The organism is Kocuria sp. (genome assembly GCF_030536815.1).
In the GTDB taxonomy this organism is placed as follows: domain Bacteria; phylum Actinomycetota; class Actinomycetes; order Actinomycetales; family Micrococcaceae; genus Kocuria; species Kocuria gwangalliensis.
Map to the genome: position 1 here is coordinate 1 of NZ_JAUNPE010000199.1, position 3474 is coordinate 3474.

Annotated in this window: 4 protein-coding genes; all 4 read right to left on the minus strand. The window is 67.3% G+C overall.

The features are described 5' to 3' along the window. Positions 1 to 766, minus strand: a 766-nt coding sequence (locus Q4E95_RS12010; protein WP_303383529.1) for an FAD-dependent oxidoreductase, incomplete at its 3' end; no start/stop codon positions are given. Further along, positions 763 to 1059: a sarcosine oxidase subunit delta gene (locus Q4E95_RS12015; protein ID WP_303383530.1), complete on the minus strand. Its 297-nt coding sequence runs from the start codon at positions 1057 to 1059 to the stop codon at positions 763 to 765. The genes Q4E95_RS12010 and Q4E95_RS12015, both read right to left, overlap by 4 nt. A gap of 11 nt (positions 1060 to 1070) precedes the next feature. After that, positions 1071 to 2288 (minus strand): sarcosine oxidase subunit beta family protein, encoded by a 1218-nt coding sequence (locus tag Q4E95_RS12020; protein ID WP_303383531.1) that lies wholly within the window; start codon positions 2286 to 2288, stop codon positions 1071 to 1073. Then, positions 2288 to 3474 (minus strand): serine hydroxymethyltransferase (gene glyA / locus Q4E95_RS12025; RefSeq protein ID WP_303383532.1); only part of this gene is annotated, 1187 nt, incomplete at its 5' end. The genes glyA and Q4E95_RS12020, both read right to left, overlap by 1 nt.

A 3474-nucleotide genomic window follows, 5' to 3' on the forward strand; every position in this document is an offset into this window, starting at 1 on the left:
GACGCTCGTGGGTGCCCTGGGCGAGCACCACTTGCTGAGCGCGTACGTGCCACACTCGCTCCCGGGACACGCCCTTGGGCACCTCTCCCGTGAGGTGGTCGGTGCGGCGCTGGACGGCCACCACGTAGTTACTGTCGTAGCTGCCGATGGCGGTGGTGCGGGTGAGCACCGTGACCTCTTCGGCCGCCTCCAGCTCGGCGCTCACGCGCTCCACCCACTCGTGGGCCGGGACTCCATCGATGCGCTCACCGTTGCCGGACAGCAAGGCCCCGCCCGGGCGCGGCTGGTCGTCCATGAGGATCACCCGGGCGCCGGAGGCCGCGGCGTCCCGGGCTGCGGACAGCCCCGCCGGGCCCGCACCGATCACGAGCACGTCCGTGTGGACGTACTTGCGGTCGTAGTAGGCGCGGTCGGTACCGGGGTCCAGCTGCCCGTGACCTTCGAGGTAGACAGCGTCCATCCCGGGGGTCAATTCGGTGACCGTGGCCTGCAGCATGGACTCGGCCACGTCCTGCTCGTGCCGGGGGGAAACCTTGATCAAGGCGTTGGGCTCCTCCACACCGGCGGAGTACAGCCCGCGGGGGCGGCGCCGGTACATGGACGGGGCGCAGTCGATCTTGCCGTTGGCCACCAGGGCGGAAGCCACGGTGTCCCCGCGGTAGCCCGTGTACGGGACACCCTCGAAGGTGAAGTCCACCGTGGTGGAACGGTCGATGCCGTGCCCGGCGGCGCGCTCGGCCGCCAGGCGATGGGTTTGCTCGCTCACAGGGCACCTCCAACATTTCCCAGGTCCGGCCGGGGATCGCTGATCTTGTACTCGGTCTTGAACTCGTAGGTCACCGTGTCACGCACCGCGTTGAACCAGCGGCGGCAGCCGACGTTGTGAGCCCAGCGCTCGGACAGCAACCCCCGCGGATTGGCGCGGTAGAACAGGTAACGGGCCCACTGCTGGTCGTCCAGCTCGAACGGGTCCTCGGGGTAGGGCACGTGGGCCTCCCCTCCGTAGTGAAATTCGGTCTCATCCCGTGGACCGCACCACGGGCAATTGATCTGCAGCATGTTCGCTCCCTCTAGTGCGCCACGGCGGCGGCGCCGTGCTCGTCGATCAGCATGCCCGTCTCGAACCGTTCGAGACTGAAGGCTTCGTTGAGCGGGTGTGGTTCGTCATGGGCAATGGTGTGCGCGAGCGTGAAGCCCGCCCCCGGAGTTCCCTTGAAACCGCCGGTACCCCAGCCGCAGTTGACGTAGAGCTGATCCACGGGTGTCTTGGACACGATCGGAGAGGCGTCCAGCGTGACATCCACCACACCACCCCATGTGCGCAACACGTGGGCCCGGGCGAAAATGGGGAACAACTCCACCGCGGCGGCCATCTGCTCCTCGATCACGTGGAACGAACCGCGCTGACCGTAGCCGTTGTAGGCGTCAATGCCGGCACCCATGACCAGCTCGCCCTTGTGCGCCTGGGAGACGTACACGTGGACGTGGTTGGACATCACCACGGTGGGGTGGACCATCTCGTGCAACTCAGAGACGAGAGCCTGCAGCGGGTGGGACTGGATGGGCAGCTCGAAGCCCGCCAGCTCGGCCAGCACCGAGGAGTTACCCGCCCCGCACAGCGCCACCTTGCCGGTGTTGATCCGGCCCCGGCTGGTCTCCACGGCAATTACCCGCCCGGCTTCCTTCACGAATCCGGTGACCTCGCAGTTCTGGATGATGTCCACGCCCATCTCGTCCGCCTTACGGGCGAAGGCCCAGGCCACGTGGTCGTGCTTGGCGATACCCGCGCGCGGCTGGTAGGTGGCTCCCATGATCGGGTACCGGATGTCGTCACCGATGTTGATGATGGGGCACAGTTCCTTGACCTGCTGGGGGTCGATCCACTCCGCGTCCACGCCGTTGAGCTTGTTCGCATTCACGCGCCGTGTGCTTTCACGTACGTCCTGCAGAGTGTGGGCCAGGTTCAGCACCCCGCGCTGGGAGAACAGGAAGTCGTACTCGAGTTCGTCCGGCAGCTGCTCCCACAACTTCAAGGAGTGCTCGTACATCCCCGAGGACTCGTCCCACAGGTAGTTGGAGCGGATGATGGTGGTGTTGCGGGCCATGTTGCCGCCGCCCAGCCATCCCTTTTCCAGCACCGCCACATTGGTGATCCCGTGGTGCTTGGCCAGGTAGTAGGCGGTAGCCAGCCCGTGCCCGCCACCGCCGACGATCACCACGTCGTAGGAGGGTTTGGGATCCGGGTTGCGCCACAGAAAATCCGGGTGGTCCGGCAAGAGGTCAGCCATCAGGACACTCCGTTCATCGCCGCTTCGGCGTGGTCATGGGTGGATTCGGCGCTGGCGTTGCCCGCCGAAAGTTCGGGATAGAGCGGGAAGGCTGCGGCCAGGGCGTTCACGCGTTCGCGCAGGGCGTCCAGGGCGGCGGCGTCGTCGGCGTCGGTCAGCAAGGTCCGGGCAATGATGTCGGCCACCTCGCGGAACTCGTCGGGGCCGAAGCCCCGAGTGGCCAGCGCGGGGGTGCCGATCCGCAACCCCGAGGAGACCATGGGCGGGCGCGGGTCGAAAGGCACCGCGTTACGGTTGACCGTGATGTCCACTCGGTGCAGCAGGTCCTCGCCCTGCTTGCCGTCCAGCTGGGCGTTGCGCAGATCCACAAGCACCAGGTGCACGTCCGTGCCGCCGTTGACCAGCCCGATCCCCTGCTCCGCCAGGTCGTCGTGCAGCAGTCGCTCGGCCAGGATTTTGGCGCCCTCGAGCGTGCGGCGCTGCCGGTCCTTGAACTCCTCGCCGGCGGCGTACTTGAACGCCACGGCTTTCGCGGCGATCACGTGCTCGAGCGGGCCGCCCTGCTGGCCCGGGAACACCGCGGAGTTGATCTTCTTGGCCAGCTCCTGCTTGCACAGGATCACCCCGCCGCGCGGGCCGCCCAGGGTCTTGTGCGTGGTGGTGGTCACCACGTCCGCGTGGGGCACGGGATTGGGGTGCAGGCCGGCGGCCACCAGACCGGCGAAGTGGGCCATGTCCACCATGAGGTAGGCCCCCACCTGGTCCGCGATCTCGCGGAAGCGCGCGAAATCCAGCTGGCGGGTGTAGGCGGACCAGCCGGCCACGATCAGCTTGGGCCGGTGTTCCACGGCGAGGCGCTCGACCTCGGCCATGTCGATCTCCAGGTCCTCCTCCGACACGCCGTAGGCGACCACGTTGTAGAGCTTGCCCGAGAAATTCAGTTTCATGCCGTGGGTCAGGTGGCCACCGTGGGCCAGGTTCAACCCCAGGATCGTGTCCCCGGGGTTCAGCAGCGCGAACATCGCCGCCGCATTGGCCTGCGCCCCGGAGTGGGGCTGCACGTTGGCGTGCTCGGCACCGAACAGGTCCTTGACCCGGTCGATGGCCAGTTGCTCGATCACGTCCACGTGCTCGCAGCCGCCGTAGTACCGGCGGCCGGGGTAACCCTCCGCGTACTTGTTGGTCA